The 19,004-nt window shown below is 68.5% G+C and carries 16 protein-coding genes, 1 tRNA gene, 2 pseudogenes and 1 CRISPR repeat array; of the genes and pseudogenes, 9 read left to right on the plus strand and 10 right to left on the minus strand.

All coding sequences use genetic code 11. From position 1 onward, the window contains the following. Window positions 1-648: pseudogene (locus I9P22_RS13400) on the plus strand (hypothetical protein); the annotation flags it as partial. A 3-nt stretch (window positions 649-651) separates the two neighbouring features. Here I9P22_RS13400 and I9P22_RS13405 read toward each other — a convergent pair. Further along, complete coding sequence (locus tag I9P22_RS13405) at window positions 652-1,239, minus strand: GNAT family N-acetyltransferase (protein ID WP_199259984.1); 588 nt, start codon at window positions 1,237-1,239, stop codon at window positions 652-654. Between the two features lie 76 nt (window positions 1,240-1,315). Between I9P22_RS13405 and I9P22_RS13410 the strand changes: the two genes are divergently transcribed. Together I9P22_RS13410 and I9P22_RS13415 are read left to right on the plus strand one after the other, a co-directional pair. After that, on the plus strand, window positions 1,316-2,089 hold the full coding sequence (locus tag I9P22_RS13410; RefSeq protein WP_199259985.1) for an AzlC family ABC transporter permease: 774 nt from the start codon (window positions 1,316-1,318) through the stop codon (window positions 2,087-2,089). Then, on the plus strand, window positions 2,086-2,418 hold the full coding sequence (locus I9P22_RS13415; RefSeq protein WP_199259986.1) for an AzlD domain-containing protein: 333 nt from the start codon (window positions 2,086-2,088) through the stop codon (window positions 2,416-2,418). The genes I9P22_RS13410 and I9P22_RS13415 overlap by 4 nt, the downstream gene beginning before the upstream one ends. Here I9P22_RS13415 and I9P22_RS13420 read toward each other — a convergent pair. The 4 genes from I9P22_RS13420 to I9P22_RS13435 all read right to left on the minus strand — a co-directional run bounded on the left by I9P22_RS13420 (window position 2,403) and on the right by I9P22_RS13435 (window position 5,997). Next, the gene (locus I9P22_RS13420; protein WP_199259987.1) at window positions 2,403-3,050 is read right to left on the minus strand and encodes a hypothetical protein; all 648 of its coding nucleotides are present in this window, start codon (window positions 3,048-3,050) and stop codon (window positions 2,403-2,405) included. The two genes, I9P22_RS13415 and I9P22_RS13420, sit on opposite strands and share 16 nt — an antisense overlap. A 22-nt stretch (window positions 3,051-3,072) precedes the next feature. Beyond that, window positions 3,073-3,225 carry an aa3-type cytochrome c oxidase subunit IV gene (locus I9P22_RS13425; RefSeq protein ID WP_199259988.1) on the minus strand — a complete coding sequence of 51 codons (153 nt, stop codon included), beginning with the start codon at window positions 3,223-3,225 and terminating at the stop codon, window positions 3,073-3,075. A 61-nt stretch (window positions 3,226-3,286) separates the two neighbouring features. Next, window positions 3,287-4,309, minus strand: a complete 1,023-nt coding sequence (locus I9P22_RS13430) for an MBL fold metallo-hydrolase (RefSeq protein WP_199259989.1) — start codon at window positions 4,307-4,309, stop codon at window positions 3,287-3,289. Further along, complete coding sequence (locus tag I9P22_RS13435; RefSeq protein ID WP_199259990.1) at window positions 4,306-5,997, minus strand: acyl-CoA dehydrogenase; 1,692 nt, start codon at window positions 5,995-5,997, stop codon at window positions 4,306-4,308. The genes I9P22_RS13430 and I9P22_RS13435 overlap by 4 nt, the downstream gene beginning before the upstream one ends. 112 nt (window positions 5,998-6,109) lie before the next feature. On the opposite strand from I9P22_RS13435, the gene I9P22_RS13440 reads away from it, so the two are divergent. Continuing rightward, window positions 6,110-7,060 carry an L-threonylcarbamoyladenylate synthase gene (locus I9P22_RS13440; protein WP_199259991.1) on the plus strand — a complete coding sequence of 317 codons (951 nt, stop codon included), beginning with the start codon at window positions 6,110-6,112 and terminating at the stop codon, window positions 7,058-7,060. A gap of 18 nt (window positions 7,061-7,078) precedes the next feature. Here the strand turns inward: I9P22_RS13440 and I9P22_RS13445 are convergent, their stop codons facing one another. Beyond that, window positions 7,079-7,651, minus strand: a complete 573-nt coding sequence (locus tag I9P22_RS13445; RefSeq protein ID WP_199260005.1) for a YqgE/AlgH family protein — start codon at window positions 7,649-7,651, stop codon at window positions 7,079-7,081. A gap of 109 nt (window positions 7,652-7,760) precedes the next feature. Here I9P22_RS13445 and I9P22_RS13450 point away from each other — a divergent pair, with 109 nt between their 5' ends. Continuing rightward, entirely contained in the window at window positions 7,761-8,543 is a 783-nt protein-coding gene (locus I9P22_RS13450; RefSeq protein WP_199259992.1) for a protein-disulfide reductase DsbD domain-containing protein, read from the plus strand. On the opposite strand, the gene I9P22_RS13455 is transcribed toward I9P22_RS13450, so the two are convergent. Together I9P22_RS13455 and I9P22_RS13460 are read right to left on the minus strand one after the other, a co-directional pair. After that, window positions 8,540-9,346, minus strand: coding sequence for a uracil-DNA glycosylase (locus I9P22_RS13455; protein WP_199259993.1), 807 nt, complete (start codon window positions 9,344-9,346; stop codon window positions 8,540-8,542). The two genes, I9P22_RS13450 and I9P22_RS13455, sit on opposite strands and share 4 nt — an antisense overlap. A 99-nt stretch (window positions 9,347-9,445) precedes the next feature. Continuing rightward, window positions 9,446-9,847, minus strand: coding sequence for a hypothetical protein (locus I9P22_RS13460; protein ID WP_199259994.1), 402 nt, complete (start codon window positions 9,845-9,847; stop codon window positions 9,446-9,448). Between the two features lie 161 nt (window positions 9,848-10,008). Here I9P22_RS13460 and leuB point away from each other — a divergent pair, with 161 nt between their 5' ends. The 4 genes and pseudogenes from leuB to I9P22_RS13480 form a co-directional block, all read left to right on the plus strand. Further along, a complete protein-coding gene (gene leuB / locus I9P22_RS13465; protein WP_199259995.1) occupies window positions 10,009-11,127 on the plus strand; it encodes a 3-isopropylmalate dehydrogenase in 1,119 nt (372 codons plus the stop codon). 60 nt (window positions 11,128-11,187) lie between these two features. Beyond that, a complete protein-coding gene (locus tag I9P22_RS13470; RefSeq protein WP_199259996.1) occupies window positions 11,188-12,141 on the plus strand; it encodes a DMT family transporter in 954 nt (317 codons plus the stop codon). Window positions 12,142-12,216: 75 nt separating this feature from the next. Then, window positions 12,217-12,293: transfer RNA gene (locus I9P22_RS13475), tRNA-Pro, on the plus strand. Between the two features lie 333 nt (window positions 12,294-12,626). Continuing rightward, window positions 12,627-13,617, plus strand: a pseudogene (locus I9P22_RS13480) (IS481 family transposase); the annotation flags it as partial. A 17-nt stretch (window positions 13,618-13,634) separates the two neighbouring features. After that, window positions 13,635-17,691: direct repeats of the CRISPR family, unit length 29 nt; unit sequence CGGTTCATCCCCGCGCGTGCGGGGAACAG. A gap of 85 nt (window positions 17,692-17,776) precedes the next feature. Here I9P22_RS13480 and cas2e read toward each other — a convergent pair. Both cas2e and cas1e read right to left on the minus strand, forming a co-directional pair. Next, window positions 17,777-18,058: a type I-E CRISPR-associated endoribonuclease Cas2e gene (cas2e, locus tag I9P22_RS13485; RefSeq protein ID WP_199259997.1), complete on the minus strand. Its 282-nt coding sequence runs from the start codon at window positions 18,056-18,058 to the stop codon at window positions 17,777-17,779. After that, complete coding sequence (gene cas1e / locus I9P22_RS13490) at window positions 18,055-18,993, minus strand: type I-E CRISPR-associated endonuclease Cas1e (RefSeq protein WP_199259998.1); 939 nt, start codon at window positions 18,991-18,993, stop codon at window positions 18,055-18,057. Before cas1e ends, cas2e begins: the two co-directional genes overlap by 4 nt. Window positions 18,994-19,004: the final 11 nt, after the last annotated feature.

The raw sequence follows: 19,004 nt of genomic DNA on the forward strand, positions 1-19,004 counted from the left end.
CCCGAGCCGCGGCCGGCCCTTGCGGGCACGCCGCCGCCGCGGCGCGCGGCCATGCCGCCGCCTCCACCGTCTTCGCCGCGCGTGGCGTCGGATTCGCGCCAGGCCATGCTGGAGCTGGAAGCCCCGCCCGCCGCCGAGCTGACCGGGCCGGAACTGTTCCATGCCCTGAACTTCCCCGACGGTCCCGAGGATCGCGAGGCGATTCGCTGCCTGCGCCTGGCGCTGGCCGATCCAGGCCTGGCGCGGCTGATCCGGGCGGCGCAGGACGTGGTCACGCTGCTGGCCGGACAAGGCGTCTATATGGACGAGCTGGCGATGGCCGAGGCCGATCCCGCCCTGTGGCAGCACTTTGCCGAAGGCGCCCGCGGCGAGGCGGTGGCGGGGCTGGCGGTGATCGCCGATGCCGCGGCGCTGCGGACGGCGGCGACGATGCTGCGCGGCGACGAGGTCTTCCGCGATGTCGCCCACCATTTCCTGCGCCATTTCGACCGGCTGCTGAGCCGCAAGGCGCAGGACAGCGACCCGCAGCTGCTGGCGGTGCTGGCCGAGACCCGCTCGGGCCGCGCCTTCACACTGCTGGCGCAGGTGACCGGCATGATGGGCCGGGCCGAGGACGATGCGGAGAACGAGCCGGCCGCCGGGGCCTGAACCTCACAGCGTCAGGCGCAGCACATGCGCCGGCGCCGACCAGGGCCAGCCCAGCCTCTGGCGGTGAAGCGGCTGGAAGCCCATCGCCCGCCAGGCGGCAAGGCCGGAGAGATTGCCCGCCGCGACCTCGGCGCGCAGGGCCGGATGGCCAAGCACCCGGGCATGGGCCGAGGCCGCCGCCACCAGCGAGCGGGCGAGCCCACGCCGGCGCCAGCGCGGATGGATGGCGATGCCGTCCAGCACCAGGTCCGAAGTGGCGCCGCCGGACCGGAACAGCGCCGTGGACAGATGCCGCAGCCGCCCGCGCGCCGGTCCCCAGACGGTGACGAAGCTTTGCGCGCCGGGATCGAGAAAGCCGCCGCCCGCATCGCGCAGCCCGGCGATCCCGACGAGGCGGCCGGCCGGCGACAGTGCCACCAGCGCCCGGTCGGGGCGCATGGCGGCACGGATCAGCGCCATGCCCTGCCGCGGGCCGGCCGGCACCGGCAGGATCTGCGCCCCGAAATACCGCCAGTAAAGCGCGGCAGCGGCAGGCTGCAGGGCAGCAGGGATACCCAGCCGGACCTGATGCGGTTCCTGCGGTCCGGTCATGCGGGCATCCTTGTCATCGGCGGGCGGATGGGCCTATCTGCCATCACTCTTACGCGAATGACGAGTCCCTTTCACCATGAACGCCCCTGTCGATTCCCTGCCGCCCGGCCTGACGCCCGAGCAGTTGCGCGCCCTGCAACGCAGCCCGCGGCAATGCGCGCGGCACGGCTTCGTGCAGGCGCTGCCCTTCATCCTGGTGCTGCTGCCCTTCGGCATGCTGTTCGGCGTGGTCGCATCGGATGCCGGGCTGAACCTGCCGCAGATCCTGGGCTTCACGCTGCTGGTGCTGGCCGGCGCCTCGCAATTCACCGCGGTGCAGCTGATGACCGACCATGCGCCGGCGCTGGTGGTCATCGTCTCGGCGGTGGCGGTCAACCTGCGCATGGCGATGTATTCGGCCTCGCTGGTGCCCTGGCTGGGGGCGGCGCCGGCGCGCGACCGTGCCTGGCTGGCCTATGTGCTGGTCGATCAGAACTATGCCCTGGCGATCCAGCATTTCGAGAAACACCCGCGCCTGCGGGTCGAGCAGCGCGTGGCCTATTTCTTCGGCACCATCTTCGCGACCTGCCTGCCCTGGCTGATCGCCACGCTGCTGGGCGTCTGGATCGGCAATGCCATCCCGGAAAGCTGGGCGCTGGACTTCGCCATGCCGATCACTTTCATCGCCCTGATCGCGCCGATGCTGCGCAGCATTCCGCACATGGCGGCGGCGCTGGTCGCGGTGGTCGCCGCACTGGCCTTCGCCTTCCTGCCCTCGGGGCTGGGGCTGTTCGTCGCGGCGCCGCTGGCCATGCTGACCGGAGCGGCGGTCGAGACCCTGATGGAACGCCGCAAGGAGGCCCGTGCATGACCGGCTATGGCGACGGCACGATCTGGGCGATCATCCTGGCGGTGGCGCTGGGGACCTATGGGCTGCGCTGGTCCTTCCTGGGCGCCTTCGGCAACCGGCCGATGCCGCTATGGGCGCAGCGCCTGCTGCGCTATACGGCGGTGGGGGTGCTGCCGGCCATCGTCGCGCCGCTGGTGGTCTGGCCCGCCGCGACCCATGGCCAGCCCGATCCGGCGCGGATGACGGCGGCGGCGGTGACGGTCGCGGTGGGGGTGCTGACGCGCAACGTGCTGGCGGCCATCGTCTCGGGGATGGCCGCGCTTTACGCGATGCTCTACCTGACGGCGTGAAGCTGGCCGTCCTGGCCGTAGCCCTGGACCACGCCGCTTTTCTGCCGCAGCAGCACGTTGTGATTGTTGGCCGGATCGCCGTCCATGTGCTTCCTGGACACCACGCCGGGCAGGGTCAGGAACCAGTTGCGCAGCTTCAGCGGCGAGAAGCCGGTCGGCGCGCCCTCGAAGCCCGGAATGCGGCGCAGCGCCTGGCCGGTATTGACCGCACAGAAGCTCTTGTTCGAGGGGCCCTGCGCCTCGACGGCGCGAATCGCGGCCTCGGCCACCGCAGCGGACACCGGAAGCGTGTCCTCGGCCACCCAATAGGTCTGGCGCGCGTGGTAGTCGATATAGAAGTTCTTGAAGTTCGGGGTGATGCCGTAAAGCACGTCGTTGCGCTCGGGGATCGCCGGGTGCTCCCAGCTGCCGGCCGGGTCGTAGATCACCCGCTGGCTGCCGTTGATCATCAGCGCCGAATGCCCGCCCTCGCCGCGCGGGATGCCGATCACGGTGAACAGCGTGATCGAGGGCGGCTCGTTCGCGACGTAGCGCGCTCGCCGGACGGCCTCGTCGCTGGCCCATTTGTTGTCGGCACCGCAGGCCGCAAGCGCGGCCGGCAGCGCCAGCGCGAGGAAGGCACGCCTTTGCATGGATGGTTTCTCCGGCTTGGGATCAGGCGTTGGTCAGCGCCATGAACACCAGCACGGCGATGGCAAGGACGCTGACCCAGGTCGCGGCCTTGATGAAGCCGGCAAAGGTCGCCTGCTGGGCGCGGATGTCCATTTCGCCGTGCTTGTGTTCGGTGATCTCGTGATGCGAAGCCATGGTCCTGTCCGTCAAAGATGCGATGCGTCGGGCAAAGGGATAGCGCAAGGCAGCGGGCCTGTCACGCCCCCCAAAGCGCCGCGCCGGTTTCCGACATGCCCGCCTGCCACACCCGGCCAATGGCGCGCAGGTGGTTGATATGGCCCACGGCTTCGGCCAGGGCCAGGCCGAATTCCGGCTTGGCGATATTGCGCCGGAACAGCAGCGGGAAGCAGCCGACGGCGCTGCGCGGCGCGTCCCGCAACCCCTCGACCACGCGGTCCAGCGCCGCGCGCTGGTTGTCCGCAAGCTGCCGCAGCCGGGTGGGCAGGCCGCGATAGGGCAGCTTGTGGCCGGGCAGGATCAGCTGTTCGGGCCGGGCGAACTCGGCCAGCCGCTGGCAGCTTTCCAGCCAGTCGCCCACGGTGTCGGCATCCGGCTCGGTCGGATAGACACCCAGGTTGGGCGAGATCGTCGCCAGCAGCTGGTCGCCGCCGATCACCAGGTCGTCGTCGAGCGACCAGAGCGTGACATGTTCGGGCGCGTGGCCGTTGCCCAGCCGCACGATCCAGCGCCGCTCGCCGAAGGCGATTTGCCGGCCTTCGTGCAGCCGGTGATAGCCGGGCGGCAGCGGCGCGCAGACATCGGCGCTGTTGAAGGGCCGTTCATGGCTGCGTTCCTCGACCAGTTCCTCGGGCATGCCGGCGCGGCGCCAGAAGGCGATCGCCTGCGGCGTCGGCCGCTCCTGCACGTCGAGGATGCCCATGCGCGCCGTCAGCCACGAGGCGCGCGAGGTGAGAAGCTCGGCCCCCTGCGCCTGGAACCAGCCGGCCAGACCGATATGGTCGATGTGGTGATGGGTAGCGATCAGCCGGGTGACCGGCGCGCCGGCCAGCGGTCCCTGCAGGGCGCGGTCCCACAGCGCCCGACCGCGGCGGGTGTCGATGCCGGTATCGACGACGGTCCAGCCCTCGCCGTCGCGGAAGGCGTAGACGTTCACCGTATCGGGCTTGAACGGCAGCGGAAGCTGGAACCAGAACACGCCGGGGGCGATCTCATGCGCCTCGCCCTCGGCCGGAGGGTTATGTGTCTCGCTGCGTATCACCCGGCCATTTGACCCGAGAGCACGGCATCGTCAAGCGCCTCCAGGTCCTTCAGGCCGGCCCTGGCGGCGGCGAGGTCGGCGGCGAAATGCGGCAGGATGCGGGTGATGTAGATGCGCGCCAGCGCCTTGCTGCCGCCGCCGGTCGCCGCGCGCAGGTGGTAATGCGCCCCCAGTACGCGGGCAAAGCCCGCCAGATAGGGCAAGGCACCGGCGAAACGGTCCTCCATGCCCCGCTCCAGCAGGTCGTGGGTCGCCTCGCGCAGGGTTTCGGCGGCCTGCCAGACCTGGTTGGCCAGGTCCGGCTCTTCGGTCTGCGCGGCCTTGGCGCCGTCGAGGATCTCGTCCAGCAGCGCCATGGCCGCCGCCCCGCCATCCGCCAGCTTGCGCCCGACCAGGTCCATGGCCTGGATGCCGTTCGTGCCCTCGTAGATCGCGGTGATGCGCACGTCGCGCAGATACTGGGCGGCGCCGGTTTCCTCGATATAGCCCATGCCGCCATGCACCTGCACGGCGGTATCGGCGACGCGGATGCCGACATCGGTGCCATGCGCCTTGGCGATGGGGGTCAGCAGGGCGCCGCGCGCCGCCCATTCCTCGGATCCGGTGGCCCGCGCCATGTCCAGCGCCACCGCGCAGGCCAGGCAGATGGCGCGGGCGGCAAAGACCTCGGCCCGCGATTCCGCCAGCATCCGGCGCACGTCCGGGTGGCGGATGATCGGGCCCATCTGGTTGCGCTCGGCCGCGTAGCCGGCAGCCTGTTGCAACGCAGCCTCGGCCTGGGCCACGCCCTGCACGCCGACGCCCAGCCGGGCGCAGTTCATCATGGTGAACATGGCGGCCATGCCCTTGTGTTCCTCGCCCACAAGCCAGCCCTTGGCGCCCTCGAAGCTCATCACGCAGGTGGGGCTGCCGTGGATGCCCAGCTTGTGCTCCAGGCTGACGACGCGCAGGTCGTTGGCGACGCCGGGGTTGCCGGCCTCGTCGGGGATGAATTTCGGCACCATGAACAGGCTGATGCCGCGCGTGCCCGCGCCCCCGTCGGGCAGGCGCGCCAGCACCAGATGGCAGACGTTCTCGGTCACGTCGCTGTCGCCCCAGGTGATGAAGATCTTCTGCCCGGTGATGCGATAGCTGCCGTCCCCTGCCCGCTCGGCCTTCGTGGTCAGCGCGCCGACATCCGATCCGGCCTGCGGCTCGGTCAGGTTCATGGTGCCCGACCATTCGCCCGAGATCAGCTTGGGCAGATACAGCGCCTTCAGTTCGTCGCTGCCGTGATGCTCCAGCGCCTCGATCTGGCCCTGGGTCAGCAGCGGGTTCAGTTGCAAGGCCAGGCAGCCCGAGGCGATCATCTCGTTCACCGCCATGTTCAGCGCCTGCGGCAGGCCCATGCCGCCATGGTCGGGATTGGCGGCGATGCCGATCCAGCCGCCTTCGGCCAAGGCGCGGAAGGCCTCGGCATAGCCGGGGGACGAGCGCAGCTTGCCGTTTTCCAGTCGCGCGGGCGTCAGGTCGCCGGCCCGGTTCACCGGGGCGATGATCTCGGTGGCAAGCTTGCCGGCTTCGGTCAGGATGGCGGTCAGGGTCTCGGGCGTCGTCTCGGCGAAAAGCTCGGTCTCGGCAAGTTGCGGGAATGACACGATCTCGTTCAGGATGAATGCGATCTGCTCGACCGGTGCTCGATAGGCCATCCGTCTTCTCTCCCTCTTGCGCCTTGGCAAATGCGGCTGCGGCGCGTAACTGAACCCTCGACCGATCATAGGTGCCGCCCGTCGGCCATCAACCGCAACCTCACGTAACGGCATGCAAACCCGGATCCTGCGCAACGACACCCAGGGCATTGCCGCCGCGGCCACGCTGCTGGCGCGGGGCGAGCTTGTCGCCATTCCCACCGAGACGGTCTACGGCCTGGCCGGCGACGCCCGCGACGCCCGAGCGGTGGCGCGCATCTACGAGGCCAAGGGGCGGCCCAGCTTCAACCCGCTGATCGTGCACCTGCCCGACCTGGCCGCGGCCGAGCGCATCGCGGTTTTCGACGAGGCGGCGCGGGCTTTGGCACGGGCCTTCTGGCCGGGGGCGCTGACCATGGTGCTGCCGCTGCGCGAGAGGGCGAGCATCGCCTCGCTGGTCACGGCGGGGCTGGACACGGTGGCGATTCGGGTGCCGGCGCATCCGGCGGCGCAGGCGCTCATGCGCACCTTCGGCGGGCCGCTGGCCGCGCCCTCGGCCAACCCCTCGGGGCGGATCAGCCCGACCGCGGCCGCCCATGTCGCCGACCCCAGGACCGGGCTGGGCGGACGCATCGCCGCGGTGCTGGATGCCGGGCCCTGCCCGGTCGGGGTGGAATCGACCATCATCGGCTGGATCGAGGGCGCGCCCGCCCTGCTGCGCCCGGGCGGCGTCGCCGCCGAGGCGATCGAGGCGGTGCTGGGCCGGCCTCTGCTGCGACCGGCGGCCAATCCCGATGCGCCGAACGCGCCGGGGCAGCTGACCAGCCATTACGCGCCGCGCAGCCCGCTGCGGCTGGAGGCCCAGGCTGCGCGTCCAGGCGAGGTGCTGATCGGCTTCGGTCCGGTGGCGGGAGAGATGACGCTGAGCGCCGGCGGCGACCTGGCCGAGGCGGCGGCGCGGCTTTTCGACCTTTTGCACCGGGCCGATGCGCTGGGGCGGCCCATCGCCGTGGCGCCGGTGCCGGAAACCGGCCTGGGCGCGGCGATCAACGACCGGCTGCGCCGGGCGGCGGCACCGCGCTAGGGGTCAAAGGGTCGGGCGTCAGGCATGGCCGGCGCTGGGCGACAGCATCAGCGGATCGATGCCCAGCGATTTCAGCGCCGCGCGCCATTTGCCGGAATTGTCGGCGCCGAAGATGATCTCGTCGCCGCGTTCCGAGGTCAGCCAGCCGTTCTGCAGGATCTCGGAATCCAGCTGCCCCGGCCCCCAGCCGGCATAGCCCAGCGCCAGCATGGCGGGCTGCGGGCCGTGGCCGCGGGCGTAATCCTCGAGGATGTCGCGGGTGGTGGACATGGCCAGATCCTCGGTGATCCGCATCCGGTTCTCGCCCAGCTGGATGTCGCGGGGCACCCGGTGCAGCACGAAGCCGCGCCCCGGCTCGACCGGGCCGCCGAAGCAGACGGGGATGTCCAGGGAATCCTCTCCCACGTCGATGCCCAGCTGCGTCAGCAGGTCGGCGAAGCCGATCTCTCCCAGCGGGCGGTTCACCACCAGGCCCATGGCGCCATCCTCGGAATGGGCGCAGACCAGGATCACGGACTGCTCGAAGCGCGGGTCGCGCATGCCGGGCATGGCGATCAGCATCTTGCCGGTCAGATTGCTCGACTTGTCCATGATCTGCTCCATCTCCTTTCCTTCAAGATCGGCGCTGCGGGCTGATTTCGCAAGGGATTGGCGGGAATGTGACTTCACGCCGTGGCCCCGGCGCGACTAGATAGGCGCCATGAGGATCCTTGCCCTGCTTTTTCTGACCGCCGCGCCCGCCCTGGCGCAGGACCTGCCGCCGGGGCTCGTCTCGGCCGAGCTGCTGCCCGGCTGGATCACACCCGAGGGCCACCGCATGACCGCCCTGCGGCTGGACCTCGAGCCGGGCTGGAAGACCTATTGGCGCAGCCCCGGCGATGCCGGGGTGCCGCCGCGCTTCGACTGGCAGGCCTCCGAGAACCTGGCCGAGGCGCGGCTGCTCTGGCCCCGCCCCGAGGTGATCGATTCGGGCGGCGAGCGGACGCTGGGCTATCACGACGAACTGGTCCTGCCCATCGAGATCGTTCCCGGCCGCCCCGGCGCGCCGGTGGCGCTGCGCGCCACGGTGGATTTCGGACTTTGCCTGGACATCTGCGTGCCGGCGCAGGTGGTGCTGGAGGCGCCGCCGGCCGCCCCCGGTCCCGACCCGGTGATCCAGGCCGCCATGGCCCGCCAGCCCGAGCCGTCGGACGCGCAGCCGGACTGCCGGATCAAGCCTATCGAGGACGGGATGCAGGTCACCGCCACCCTGCCCGAGGCGGAGAGCGCCCGCGGCGACGAGGTGGCGATGGAGCTGCCCGACGCGGAGATCTGGGTCTCGGCCCCCGAGACCGGGCGGGCGGGCAAGCGCATGACCGCCCGGGCGGATTTCGTCGCCGCCTCGGGCAAGCCCTTCCCGCTGGACCCGCAGGCGCTGCGGGTGACGCTGATCGGCCCCGACGACGCGGTCGCGTTCCAGGGCTGCCGCGAGGTGGCCGACTAGCCCCCGAGCCGCGCGGACAGCGACAGCAGGTCCGCCCAGGCCTCGCGCTTGGCGGCCGGCGTGCGCAGCAGGTAGGAGGGATGCGTCATCGGCAGCGCCGGCAGGCCGAAGGCCTCGGTCCAGGTGCCGCGCAGTTTCAGGATGCCCTGCCGGTTCAGCGCCGCGATACAGGGCGTGTTGCCCATCAGCACCAGAGCCTCGGGCTGGGCCAGCTCGACATGCCGGCGCAGGAAGGGCAGCATCACGGCGATCTCGGCCGGTTCGGGGCGGCGGTTGCCGGGTGGGCGCCAGGTCAGCACATTGGTGATGTAGAGCGCCTTTTCCGCATCCACCGCCTGGCGCGACAGGCCGATGGCGGCAAACATCCGGTCGAGTAACTGTCCGGCGCGGCCGACGAAGGGACGGCCCTGGCGATCCTCCTCCTCGCCCGGCGCCTCGCCGATGATCATGACGCGGGCCGCCGGATTGCCGTCAGCGAAGCAGAAATTGCGCGCGCCCTTCTTCAGCTCGATGCCGTCAAAAGCCTCCTGCGCGGCCGCCAGCTCGGCCAGGGTCGCGGCGGCGCCGGCCATCGCCTCGGCCTGGGCGGTCAGATCCTCGGCCGCGTCGCGGGCCTTGGCGGGCGCGGCGGGGGGCGGAACGACCGGGGCCGGGGCGGCCTCTGCTCGATCCGACAGCTCATAGCGGTCGAGCGGCGCGTCGAGACATGGCTCGTCCGCGCCCAGCTCGGCCTGCCATTGCAGAAGCGCCAACGCCGTCTCGGCGTCCAGCGCGAATCCCCTGTAGATCGGATCGGCGGTCATGCGCGCAGGCTAGGACGCCGCGCCGGCGCCGGCAAGCGCCCGTCTTGCCGGGATGCGGCGGATGCACGGTCTGTTGCGATTGCGTCAGCGACGCGAAGCTTATTGCGATTGCGTCAGCGGCGTGGTGCCGCCGCCCATGCCGATCAGCCGCTGGATCAGCGGTCTGGCAGTCGGCCCAATCCGGTCGCAGGCGCCGGGATCGTCCAGCAGCTTGAAGGCCGGCCCGTAATAGGTGCGGTCATAGGCCGAGGCATCCAGCCCCAGCTTGGCCGCCAGCTGGTCGCCCGTCCCGGTGATCAGTGTCCATTCGCCGTCCGTGATCGCGTAATCAGGGCAGTTCGAGGTGATGACATTGACATTCGCCAGCTCGGCGATCAGCGATTTCGCCTCGGCATCGCTGAGACCCGAGACATCGGGAAGCTGCACGGTGATCCCCCCATCCGCCAGTGCCGCCGTGGCGAGAAAGGCCAAGGCGCCGGTCGTGACCGCACCTGTCTTCATGGTCGCCCCCTTCGTATGGTCTTTCGTCTTCGGTCTTGCGCTTTCGGGCCCATCCCGCCCGATCCGGTCCACCGGCGCAAGCCAATTCGCCGTGAACTTGACGCAGCACAGGCGCAAGGATACGCGATTGCCAACAGCCAGAAGCATAGAGGATGCCTGCGATGACCACCTATTCCCTGCTGATCCTGCCCGGCGACGGCATCGGCCCCGAGGTCATGGCCGAAGTGCGCAAGGTCATCGGCTGGTTCGAGAAGAACCGCGGCCTGTCCTTCGACGTCAGCGAGGATCTGGTCGGCGGCGCCGCCTATGACAGGCACGGCAAGCCTCTGGCCGACGAGACCATGGCCAAGGCGCAGGCGGTCGACGCGGTGCTGCTGGGCGCCGTCGGCGGGCCGAAATACGACAACCTCGACTTCTCGGTGAAGCCCGAGCGCGGCCTCCTGCGCCTGCGCAAGGAGATGGACCTGTTCGCCAACCTGCGCCCGGCACAATGCTTCGACGCGCTGGCCGATTTCAGCAGCCTCAAGCCCGAGGTGGTGGCCGGGCTCGACATCCTGATCGTGCGCGAGCTGACCTCGGGCGTCTATTTCGGCGAGCCACGCGGCATTTCCGATGACAACACCCCCGGCAACGAGGGCGGCCGCGTCGGCGTGAACACCCAGCGCTATACCTCGGGCGAGATCCGCCGCGTCGCCCGCTCGGCCTTCGAGCTGGCCCGCAAGCGCGGCAATCGGGTCTGCTCGATGGAAAAGGCCAACGTCATGGAATCCGGCATCCTGTGGCGCGAAGAGGTGCAATGGGTCCATGACAACGAATATCCCGACGTGGAACTCACGCACATGTATGCCGACAACGGCGCCATGCAGCTGGTCAGGAACCCGCGCCAGTTCGACGTGATCGTGACCGACAACCTGTTCGGCGACATCCTGTCCGACGCGGCGGCGATGCTGACCGGCAGCCTGGGCATGCTGCCCTCGGCCAGCCTTGGCGCGCCGATGGCGAACGGCCGGCCCAAGGCGCTGTATGAGCCGGTGCATGGCTCGGCCCCGGACATCGCCGGGCAGGGCAAGGCCAACCCCATCGCCTGCATCCTGAGCTTTGCCATGTGCCTGCGCTATTCCTTCGACCTGGGCGCCGAGGCCGACATGCTGGAGAAGGCCGTCGAGAAGGTGCTGGCCGATGGCGTGCGCACCGGCGACCTGATGGGCGCCGAGGGCGGCAAGCCGGTTTCGACCGCCGAGATGGGCGACCATATCGTCGCGGCGCTTTCGGCGCTGTAATCGACGCGCCGCGCCTGTTCCAAACAGGCGCGGCCCCATCGCGGAGCGTCGGAGGGGCGCATGACGGCGGGCAATATCAAGGGCGCGCTGCTCGCCCTTCTGTCCATGGGGCTCTATTCGACCCATGACGTGATCATCAAGCTGCTGGGCGAAAGCTACCCGGCGCTGCAGATCCTGTTCTTTTCGGCGTTGCTGTCCTTTCCGCCGCTGGCGGTGCTGCTGCTGCGCGACCCGACGCATGGCACATTGCGGCCGCGCAACCCGTTCTGGGTCGGGCTGCGGTCACTTTGCATCGTCACCTCCGGCGTCGGCGGGTTCTACGCCTTTTCCGTGCTGCCGCTGGCGCAGGTCTATTCCATCCTTTTCGCCGCGCCGCTGCTGGTGACGGTGCTGTCCGTGCCGCTGCTGGGCGAAAGGGTTGGGCTGCATCGCTGGCTGGCCGTCTGCGCCGGGCTTGGCGGGGTGCTGGTCGTGCTGCGCCCCGGCGCGACGCCGCTGGGCCTTGGGCATCTGGCGGCGCTGATGGGGGCGACGGCGACGGCGCTGTCGGCCATCGCGGTGAGGCGCCTGGGCCGGTCCGAGCGCACGGTGATCCTGCTGCTTTGGCCGATGATCGGGAATTTCCTGCTGACCGGCGCTTCGCTGGGTTTCGCCTATCGCCCGATGGAACTGGGGGACCTGGCGCTGACCGGGGTGATCGCAGCCCTGGGACTTGCGGCGGGCTTCCTGCTGATCCTGGCCTATCAGGCCGGCGAGGCGGCCAATGTCGCGCCGATGCAATATTCGCAGATGCTCTGGGCGGTGGCCTATGGCTGGTTCCTGTTCGGCGAGCGCCCGGACGGGCCGACGGTGCTGGGGGCGGGGCTGATCATGGGCTCGGGGCTCTACATCCTGATGCGCGAACGGCTGGGCGGCTCGCGCCTGCGCCCGGCGACGCGGGCGCGCTTCGGCAGCGAGGCGGTGACCGCGCCGCGCTGGAGCCTGCTGCAGCGCCTGCTGCGCGAGCGGGGCTGAGGCGGTTTTCTGCGGCGAAGCTGCAAGATTCCCCCTTGCATTCCGCCGCACCAACAGCTACCTGCCCCACACGGTCGGAGCGTAGCGCAGCCTGGTAGCGCACCTGCTTCGGGAGCAGGGGGTCGGAGGTTCGAATCCTCTCGCTCCGACCATTTTTCCCTTGTATGGCGTTTCAGAGAGTCTTGCCTTTTGTGTCAAAAGGTAACCCTCCGGTGAGGTCGAGAGCTTCGCGGCTGACTGAGTTCGCCTGCCCGGCCCGCTTGCATGCAACTTTGCCGTGTAACTCCAGAGGCGATCGTCGGTCACGGTCCATTGCCGCCGGTCGCCCGTCGTTGGCTCGCACCTCGAAGCAGCCGTTCTGGCCGAGTGCGGCGACGAAGCAAGCAGCCTTTCGACGACATTCATGCACCGCGCAGCATCCGAACTAGCTGTTTGATCCCACGGTTTGATGGTGCGATCCTTTCTTTGGCATGGAAGGGTGCCCTATGGGACAAGTTCGTCACGGAAGCGCCACGACCACGCACGCTGTCCGAGCAGCAATAATGAGGGCCTGCCCGCCATCGGTCCGAGGGCTGGCCCGAATGATCGCAAGCTTCGCTCGCGCAGCTGAGCCGGGAGCTGGGCATCAACCCCAAGACCGTTGCGAAGTGGCGCAAGCGCGCGACGGTCGAGGATATGAAGACCGGTCCATCGGAACCGCGCTCTACGGTCTTGTCCGAGGAGGAAGAGGCGGCGATCGTGGCATTCCGGCGCCATACGCTTTTGCCATTGGACGACTGCCTTTACGCCCTGCAGCCGTCCATCCCCCACCTGACGCGATCTGCGCTGCACCGCTGCCTGCAACGCCATGGCATCTCGCGCCTGCCTGATATCGAGGGTGACAAGCCGAAGCGGTCGAGGTTCAAACGCTACCCAATAGGGTTCTTCCACATCGACATCGCCGAGGTGCAGACCGCTGAAGGCAAACTCTATTTGTTCGTCGGCATCGACCGCACGAGCCAATTCGCCGTGACCCAACTCGTCGACAAGGCCGACAGGAAGACAGCCTGGGAATTCCTGCAGCATATGCTCGAAGCCGTGCCCTACCAAGTCCACACCATTCTCACCGATAACGGAATCCAGTTCGCAGAGCAGCCTCGGAACAGGAATACCATCTACTCCCGGCCGATGCGCTTCGACATGATCTGCGAGGCAAACGGCATCGAGCACAGGCTGACCAAACCCAATCATCCGTGGACCAATGGTCAAGTCGAACGGATGAACCGCACAATCAAGGAGGCCACCGTCAAACGCTTCCATTACGACAGCCACGACCAACTGCGAACGCACCTCGCCGACTTCATGGCGGCCTGCAACTTTGCACGAAGGCTCAAGACCCTCGGCGGTCTCACCCCATACGAATGCATCTGCAAGATCTGGACATCAGAGCCCGACAGATTCATCCTAAACCCGATCCAACAGATGCCGGGACTGAACACGGGTTTTGGTGGCGACGGTTCATCCCCGCGCGTGCGGGGAACAGGGCGACGTGGTCGGGGCGTCTAACTACAACACCGGTTCATCCCCGCGCGTGCGGGGAACAGCGGATGGCGGCAAGCCGGGCGGCTTCCTCGGCCGGTTCATCCCCGCGCGTGCGGGGAACAGCTTGCCGAGGTGCCGGTGATCGTCCACGGCCACGGTTCATCCCCGCGCGTGCGGGGAACAGGGCTCCTAAGGTGGCGATGTTGGAGCGAGGGCCGGTTCATCCCCGCGCGTGCGGGGAACAGAGGTCACGGAGAGCGAGAGGCTAAGGCGCAGGCGGTTCATCCCCGCGCGTGCGGGGAACAGGCACCCGTTTACGGGATCGCGGCTGGCCATGCCGGTTCATCCCCGCGCGTGCGGGGAACAGCCCTGACCCCGGCGTCCCACTCGCTCGCCCAGCGGTTCATCCCCGCGCGTGCGGGGAACAGGATGAAATCGCCAAGCTCGTTAAGCGGGCACAAGGTTCATCCCCGCGCGTGCGGGGAACAGACTCGGATCTCGAGGAAGCCCCGCCGCCGGCCCGGTTCATCCCCGCGCGTGCGGGGAACAGGGTTCGGATCGCCAGACAACAAACCCTGAACCAGGTTCATCCCCGCGCGTGCGGGGAACAGTCGAACGCCACGGCCAGGCCAACCCCGGCCTCCGGTTCATCCCCGCGCGTGCGGGGAACAGCGGATCATCCCCGGGGGCATCAACGGGTTCGGCGGTTCATCCCCGCGCGTGCGGGGAACAGTGGTCGAGCAGATCCTCGATGCCAACCAGGGCCGGTTCATCCCCGCGCGTGCGGGGAACAGGATCTTGCCCCGGTCGAGCCCGTAGAGGAACCCGGTTCATCCCCGCGCGTGCGGGGAACAGCTGGCACGACCATGTCGCGCCAGGACTGCCGCCGGTTCATCCCCGCGCGTGCGGGGAACAGCCCCATTCGCGGAGATTGAGCCCCGTCCACTGCGGTTCATCCCCGCGCGTGCGGGGAACAGTGCTGTTCTGGCTGGTCGTGGCCGGCTGGATGCGGTTCATCCCCGCGCGTGCGGGGAACAGCGCTGCAGGCCGCGTTGTTCGGCAAGGGGCCACGGTTCATCCCCGCGCGTGCGGGGAACAGTCGAACTCCATCCCGGCCTCGAGGATCATCAGCGGTTCATCCCCGCGCGTGCGGGGAACAGACGCCTCGGTGCCGTCACAGATCGCGGTCTGGCGGTTCATCCCCGCGCGTGCGGGGAACAGGCTGTTGGCGCCGGCGATGTATTCGACGGATTCGGTTCATCCCCGCGCGTGCGGGGAACAGGTTGCCGTTACATCCGAGCTATACATACCCGTCGGTTCATCCCCGCGCGTGCGGGGAACAGGGCAAGTGTCGCCTCGTCACGCATCTCGGCCACGGTTCATCCCCGCGCGTGCGGGGAACAGAGCCGCCGGGCGGAATGGCCGATCATGTCCCAGGGTTCATCCCCGCGCGTGCGGGGAACAGAACGAGATCGAGGGCTCCTACGAGGTGCAGAACGGTTCATCCCCGCGCGTGCGGGGAACAGATCCAGCCCCGCCATTCCGGGGGGATCATGTCCGGTTCATCCCCGCGCGTGCGGGGAACAGCATGGCGGCGCAGGATCGTGAGGTTGACACCGCGGTTCATCCCCGCGCGTGCGGGGAACAGTGCTGTGATTAACCTGCGGTTAGGCTGTCAGGCGGTTCATCCCCGCGCGTGCGGGGAACAGTCATTCAGATCGGGGGACATGAACATCCTTGCCGGTTCATCCCCGCGCGTGCGGGGAACAGGGTGGGTGCCAAGGCTCGGCTTCGTCGCTTGGCGGTTCATCCCCACGCGTGCGGGGAACAGCATTACGTGCATAGCGCTCATAGCACGTGTTGCGGTTCATCCCCGCGCGTGCGGGGAACAGGCAGCCCTCTGCATTGCGGCGTCCTTATGCGCCGGTTCATCCCCGCGCGTGCGGGGAACAGATTGCCGACATGGCAAACAAGGCGTGGTTCAACGGTTCATCCCCGCGCGTGCGGGGAACAGATTGTGGCTTCCACAAGAGAAGCTAATCCTAGCGGTTCATCCCCGCGCGTGCGGGGAACAGGTTCTCTGGCGGGCGCCGTCAGCATGCGCAGCCGGTTCATCCCCGCGCGTGCGGGGAACAGGGTCATTCCGCTGCCTCGATGCCTGCGACGGTCGGTTCATCCCCGCGCGTGCGGGGAACAGGCAAGCAGCCGTATATCGCCCTCTCTCTCAAACGGTTCATCCCCGCGCGTGCGGGGAACAGGATGTGGCCTGACGCACTCATGCTGCACCCCGCGGTTCATCCCCGCGCGTGCGGGGAACAGAAGGTGAAGTGGTTCATACTTCGCCGTGACGGCGGTTCATCCCCGCGCGTGCGGGGAACAGCTAACGATACATCCCTCTAGTGCCCGCCCTAGCGGTTCATCCCCGCGCGTGCGGGGAACAGATCCTGATGCGGGCGTTCTACAAGAGAAACAACGGTTCATCCCCGCGCGTGCGGGGAACAGGCACGATTCGGCTATTGGGCGGGCACGGGTGCCGGTTCATCCCCGCGCGTGCGGGGAGAACAGTACCGTAGCCCCGCCGATTACCGCCTGCGCGCCGGTTCATCCCCGCGCGTGCGGGGAACAGTCGTGGTTGTGTCGGCGTTCTGCCTGTCGGGCCGGTTCATCCCCGCGCGTGCGGGGAACAGTGCGTCGTCCGCACCTATGCCAGCGGCGTTCACGGTTCATCCCCGCGCGTGCGGGGAACAGGGCCCCGAGGTCGCGCCCATCGACGTGGACGCCGGTTCATCCCCGCGCGTGCGGGGAACAGATGGCAAGGCCACAGCGCAATTCCTGCGCGCGCGGTTCATCCCCGCGCGTGCGGGGAACAGAACGCAAGACGCCTGACGAAATGGCCATCCCCCGGTTCATCCCCGCGCGTGCGGGGAACAGCCAGCGAGACAGTCGCGGCAGTCGAACGCGCCCGGTTCATCCCCGCGCGTGCGGGGAACAGCCAACACCCTGCGGCCGTTCTCTTTTTATCCCCGGTTCATCCCCGCGCGTGCGGGGAACAGGGAGCGGCTGGCGGCGAGCATCACGCCGGGGCCGGTTCATCCCCGCGCGTGCGGGGAACAGTTATTGATGCTTTCGGAAATACTGAATTTCGACGGTTCATCCCCGCGCGTGCGGGGAACAGGGAAATGTTGAGCAAGTGGTTCATCAATGACACGGTTCATCCCCGCGCGTGCGGGGAACAGAGGTGGTTAATCTATACGGAGATGGAGTTGAGCGGTTCATCCCCGCGCGTGCGGGGAACAGCGGCACGTCAGAGCCGGATTCGTCCGCCAGACCGGTTCATCCCCGCGCGTGCGGGGAACAGCGAGCCGGTGAACACCTGCGGCAGTTCCCCATCGGTTCATCCCCGCGCGTGCGGGGAACAGGTTGTGCGGGGGTCAGGAGGCCGCATGGCTGACGGTTCATCCCCGCGCGTGCGGGGAACAGCCGCTATTGGTCGGTGCGCCTGATCGTCTACGCGGTTCATCCCCGCGCGTGCGGGGAACAGTGCGGCGCGCCCATAGGCAAAGTCGATATGCTCGGTTCATCCCCGCGCGTGCGGGGAACAGTATTGTCGCCCAGGGCGGGCAGGTTTTCGCTGCGGTTCATCCCCGCGCGTGCGGGGAACAGTGGCCGACAAGTTCGACCATCATGCAATCACCCGGTTCATCCCCGCGCGTGCGGGGAACAGATCTGGTTCCAAGCCGTGCACGCGTGATCGGTCGGTTCATCCCCGCGCGTGCGGGGAACAGGACACGGCGTAATAGCCGGTCGAGCTCATCCGCGGTTCATCCCCGCGCGTGCGGGGAACAGCTGCGCGATCACGAGGGCTATGACAATGACGGCGGTTCATCCCCGCGCGTGCGGGGAACAGGGGCGCCATACCGTTGCATTATTTATCCTCTCCGGTTCATCCCCGCGCGTGCGGGGAACAGTCAACGGTGGCGTCTTTGACAATCGGCGGGATCGGTTCATCCCCGCGCGTGCGGGGAACAGACTTCCTGGAAGCCTTTATGCTGCAATAATATTCACGATGTCAATCGAGGCACCAATTGTTGCCGCCCTCTGGCGCGGCCACCGGCTATTCGCGTGGATAGAACGAAACCAGCTTCAGCCCGTCGAAATCGACCGGCATCCGTCGGTTGCGACCGACGGTCAGAAACTCGAATCCCTGATCCGTGGGCGCCTTCCAGATCATTACCGCATCGCCGCCCTCGATATAGGCTTCGACCTGCTCCCAGATCCGGGCCCGGGTCTTGGCGGAATAGTCGCCGACATACACGCCTGCCCTCACCTCCAGCAGCCAGGCGGCAAGGCGGCCGCGCAGGCGGGGCGGCGCATTGCTCAGGACGACGACCATCATCCGCGATGCCCCTCGTCCCCCGAACCGGCTCCGTCGCCAAAAGCCGGGCCGATCGCATCCGGCGGCGGCTCGGGCCGCGGCAGTTCGCCCGCCGCCAGCACCTCCTCGATCCCGGGGATGATCTTCGCCAGAAGGCCGGTGCGGCGAAAGGCATCGCGGCAGGCAAGTCGCACGGCCCGGTCGGGCGGCATGTCCAGCTTGCCGCGCGCATGCTGGCCGGCGATGCGGAAAGCCTCGGGGACGACAGTCTCGAGCTTCCAGAGATCGGCAATGTCATAGACAAAGGACAGCGGCTTGCCGGTATGCAGGAAGCCGATGGCCGGGGCATAGCCCGCGGCCAGGACCGCCGCCTCGGTCAGCCCGTGCAGACAGGCGGTCGCCGCGGAAAGACAGCGGTTCGGCACGTCGCCCGCCTCCCAATCCGCGACATCGTATTGCCGCCGCTTCCAGTTGACGCCATGGGATTGCGCCAGAAGCTCATAGGCCTTGCGGACTCGCACCCCTTCGATCCCGCGAAGCTGGTCGATCGAGCGGCGCTCGGGCGCGGGCTCGCGAAAGCGCATCTGATACATCTTGCGCACCACGCGCAACCTGGCCGCGGGATCAAGCGCAATGGAGGCCTGCCAGAGCAGCCGGTCGGACCGGGCACCACCGGGCTGGCCAGCGGAATAAAGCCGCACGCCCGCCTCTCCCACCCAGGTGATCAGCGTCCCCACGCGGGCGGCAAGAGCCACCGCGGCATGGCTGATGCGGGCGCCGGGTTCCAGCATGATCCCGGCAAGGCCGCCCACTGGGATATGCGTGCGCGTGCCATCGGCATTCACCGCGACGAATGCGCCGTCCTGAACGTCCAGCTGCGCACGTTCGACAAAAACCAGCGAGGCGCGATCCTTGAGCGGGATCGGCCTTGGCGGCGGCAGGCCCGGGATCGCCATCTCAGCGCCCC

The sequence above is a fragment of the Paracoccus binzhouensis genome (assembly GCF_016446475.1).
Taxonomy (GTDB): domain Bacteria; phylum Pseudomonadota; class Alphaproteobacteria; order Rhodobacterales; family Rhodobacteraceae; genus Paracoccus; species Paracoccus binzhouensis.